This window comes from Enterococcus sp. DIV0970a (assembly GCF_051711265.1).
Classification (GTDB): Bacteria; Bacillota; Bacilli; order Lactobacillales; family Enterococcaceae; genus Enterococcus_D; species Enterococcus_D casseliflavus.
Genome location: NZ_JBIOMF010000006.1, coordinates 1 through 3,977 on the forward strand (window position 1 = coordinate 1; position 3,977 = coordinate 3,977).

A 3,977-nucleotide genomic window follows, 5' to 3' on the forward strand; every position below is an offset into this window, starting at 1 on the left:
GAATCTTTGGTCTCATGGGTTTGTGGATGTGAAACGCATTGATAAAACGGATAATTTAGGTGCGTATTTGTGTGCGTATTTAACCGATATTTTGGTGGAAGATGATGAAAGAAATTATGAAGAGATCTTGCGTCAAAAAGGTTCTGAGGGGATCGAAACCACAAAGACAGATGAAAGCAAGGCGGTTATAAAAGGTGGTCGTCTGCACATGTATCCTTCTGGTATGAACATTTTCAGCAAATCAAAAGGCATTGTTTATCCTGAACGTCGCCCGATGAAATATAAGCATGTTAGAGAGACGTTAGGCTTCAAAGATGAGAATTTAACGCTTCGTAAGTCGATTCAAATCAAAGATGAAGAGCACGATTTTGAGAACACCGTTATTATAGAGCAATATAATAAGCGTGTAGCCGATAAAAGAGGATTGCTTGCTTCTATAACCAGATATCGTTCAATGCTCTTAGAAACGAAATCTGGCGTTCTCAGAGACGCTTTGGAGCAAGAGTTGTTTGCTTTAGAACATAAATTTGAGCTTCAAGAACGAGCAAAAGAAGAAAGTTTAAAAAATCGAACCGCATAGGTTTATTTGGTTGTGCACAATTTTATTTTTAAACAGAAAGGTAGGGAGTGTCATTGACAGAAGATAAAATAACGATAAAAGAGCTATCAGACGCGTTGAATGTATCGAAAACTACAGTCAGAAACCATGTGCACAAGGTTTGCGGTGGGTTACCGGTGGTTGAAAAGGGGCAGAAAATCACTCTAAGTGTTGATATAGCTGAGCTTGTTCGAGAATCAATCGTGCTTTCCAAAAGTAGTAAAAGTGCAAACCTGACTGCAAACTTGACCGATAACTTGAGTGCAAAGTTACCGCAAACTGATTTTTCGGTCGAAGAAACATTTGAAGTCTTAAAAAAACAGTTAGAAGAAAAAGATAAGCAATTAAAAATCAAAGATCAGTTAATTTCGGAACTATTACAAGACTTGAGAAATCACCAGCATTCGTTTTTGCTTCAGCAAGAGAAAACGCAACAATTACTTTTGGAAAATGATACGCTTCGTAAACGCAAATGGTGGCAAATTTGGAAACGATAGAGGAATGAAAGAAGGAAAAAAAGGAATGACAAAAGAACGGCTGCAAATTTATATTGATCCTGAACATAGAGACGCATTAGAAGAATTAAAAGAACTGTTAGCAGTGGATGATTTGGCAACGGACAGTGCCTTGATTCGCTATATTATTTTGGAATTGTATCGGTTAAAGACAAAAGAAAATATTCAAATGCGTGCACTTTTAAACCGTTTAGATGAACTTTTAATTTATTCAAATAGTTTTGCGGAAACGATGGACGTCGATATTTTTGATCTCGAAAGTTCTGAAAAATACAAAGAAGTGAAGACTCAACAAAGAGGAAAATGGGCAAATAGCCGACGAAAAAAAGTAAAAAATAGACCAGTAAAAAGACCTTTGAATGTGAAAAAAGAGAAACCAAAAGAAGAAAAAAAAGAATCAAAAAAGCTTACTTATAATGAAATTGTTGCGAAGTATTTGTAACAATTCGTCTTTCAAAAAGGACGATCGATAGTAGTAGCTAGAGACCACTTTTTGTAGAAATAACTACTTCGGTAGTCTCTCAACAACTCTCTGACAACTACTAAAAACTATACTATGGTATCACATTTATTTTCTTCAAAACGCAATAGGCACAGCCTATTTTCCCACTTTCAGCATGAGAGTGGTGCGTTTACCTTATGCTCTTTCTGTTTTTTCTTCATGATGATTACTTTGGATTTTCGAATGTAACGAGAATGAGGATGAAGTGATTTCTTTTTTTGATCAAAGAGCGTTTGAAATGTACCCAATATTTTTTAACATAGTTTTTCAAATTATTTCAGTGTGAAGCTAAATTATTTTTAAGTTATGGTTATACTAAAAAATCCCTCCTGTATTAATAGGAGGGATTTTTTTACTTTTGTGACTTCATTTTAGAAGGTATTAAAGTAAGTATTGTTAAGCTGTTTTAATCGTTTTGTTATTGAGCGTTGGTGTACCAAATTATTAAATTTAATAACAATGCTAATAAAACTAAAACAAACCTTATAATTTCTATTTTTAGACTTGAGCTAATTTTTTTCTTCTGAGGTCGGAATGTTGGATTCAGTGATTTAGTATTATAGTCTAACATATCACCAAACAAACTATCTGTTGGCATTAAAAAAAACAATAGTAATGCATAACAGATTGTTAACACTACTTCAAATGGGACATGAAAAAAAAATTTAACCACTAAACCAATTATAATCGGTATGAAGATACACAGAGCGATATTCAACCACGATTTTTGTCTATTTGTCATACCAATTATGTCTCCTATTAAAAGAATTATCTAATTTTTCCAATATTTCCCATTGGAATACAATAACCCCCTGCTTTAGTAAATCCGCCTGCAGTCCAACCACCTTTTTTGAAGTAATATCCTGCTGGGCATTCAGGGCCATCAAGTTCTTTTGCACTAGCTTCTATTGTTGATGCAAAAGTAAGGCCGATAGAAAGTAAACCAAAAACAATCACTAACTTCTTTTTAATAATATCACCTATTTTTTTTACATTTAATAAAAATATACTAAAACACTCAAACGAAAATGTCAATGAGATTAAAAATATTGCTTTGATATGTGTTTTTGGTTAAAAAAAGCTATGAACTCGCGCTAATTAATTTTTCTCTTTTTTGTTTTAAGATCGTTTTATGCCGCGAAAGTTCCTTTACAGTAGGCTTCCCCCTGTTATACTGAAGCGAGAGCAAGTCAGAAGCTGAATTTGCGACAAAGCGTAGGGGGTACGGGGGGAAGGGAACCTGCTGTCAAGGAAACGTGGAATAAACATATTTCGGATTTTTCTTGTCATGGTTAGTTGGTAGCGGTATACTTATTTTAATTTGATAGGACTGAAAAAAGAACGCAAAAAAAAAAAACGTTAAGAGTTCCTAGGCTCTTAACGTTACAGATAGATAAAGTAGCCCCTTTATCTACCATTCGAAGATATTATATAGGCATTTGAAGAAGAATGCAAGATATTGAGTGAATGGCTGACCAAGGGTGGGAAGCTAGGACGTCAATTTCTTGCATTTTTTTGTGTTCAAAAAGTAAGAATGATTGCTTGTGCGATTGTTTGGGTTGCCTTAATTCTATCGAGTGTTTTAGCTGCGCTTGGCACGCTCCCAGCGTGCCTAATGCGAGTGCTGTGCACGTCAGCAGCTCGGTAGATCTCCAGGGGAGAAAAGGCAAAACAAGCGTTCTAGCAAGGGTTGTAGGGAGCGTAGCGACCGAAAACCCATTAACTTGATTTTAACTAAACATTACGAGAAAAAGAATTCGGCAGGCGTAGCCAGAGGAGGTGCAGACATGGTAGAAATGAGAAAAATCGACGCTTTTATCCAAAATGATGACTATGTGACGGTCACTGATATGGGCGAAATTATTGAAGTGCAATATTTATCTCATAAAAATACGTCTGCGCCGATCAAAAAAATTTCCAAAGACCAATATGTCGATTTACAGACAGGCGAAATTAAAGATTTTGCGCATTCTGAGAATCGGGGGCAAAATCTAGATAGCTTACGTAAAACATTTAAAAAATTAGGGTATTTGGTAAACAATAATTTTTCTGGGAAGAAAAATGAGCTTTGGACAACGCTGACTTATGCTGATAATGTGCAAGATTTGAGAAAGGTTTCCGCTGATTTTGATAAGTTTATCAAGCGATTGAAGTATTACATGGCCAATGAGTATGGTGAAGTGAGAGAGATTGCTTATAAGAAAAAAGGGAAAAACAAAAAGTATAAGCTAAACGTTAAAAATAAGAGTAAATTTGAATTTGTAAAAGTATTGGAACCACAAGGACGTGGGGCTTGGCATATTCATATGCTGCTAAAATTTCCGCATTTGAAAAGTGTTTATATTCCAAATGAGACTTTTGC

At 35.2% G+C, this 3,977-nt stretch carries 5 protein-coding genes; 4 read left to right on the top strand and 1 reads right to left on the bottom strand.

From position 1 onward, the window contains the following. Positions 1 to 28: 28 nt before the first annotated feature. The 3 genes from IGK14_RS17395 to IGK14_RS17405 are packed head-to-tail and all read left to right on the top strand — an operon-like array spanning position 29 to position 1,555. Complete coding sequence (locus IGK14_RS17395; protein ID WP_438712827.1) at positions 29 to 580, top strand: hypothetical protein; 552 nt, start codon at positions 29 to 31, stop codon at positions 578 to 580. A 53-nt stretch (positions 581 to 633) separates the two neighbouring features. Continuing rightward, entirely contained in the window at positions 634 to 1,095 is a 462-nt protein-coding gene (locus IGK14_RS17400) for an HTH domain-containing protein (RefSeq protein WP_142972153.1), read from the top strand. Positions 1,096 to 1,099: 4 nt separating this feature from the next. Continuing rightward, positions 1,100 to 1,555 (top strand): hypothetical protein, encoded by a 456-nt coding sequence (locus IGK14_RS17405; RefSeq protein ID WP_228074228.1) that lies wholly within the window; start codon positions 1,100 to 1,102, stop codon positions 1,553 to 1,555. Positions 1,556 to 2,383: 828 nt separating this feature from the next. Here the strand turns inward: IGK14_RS17405 and IGK14_RS17410 are convergent. Then, a complete protein-coding gene (locus IGK14_RS17410; RefSeq protein WP_228074229.1) occupies positions 2,384 to 2,650 on the bottom strand; it encodes a hypothetical protein in 267 nt (88 codons plus the stop codon). Between the two features lie 752 nt (positions 2,651 to 3,402). On the opposite strand from IGK14_RS17410, the gene IGK14_RS17415 reads away from it, so the two are divergent. Beyond that, a partial coding sequence (locus tag IGK14_RS17415; protein ID WP_438712830.1) for a rolling circle replication-associated protein occupies positions 3,403 to 3,977 on the top strand: 575 nt, incomplete at its 3' end.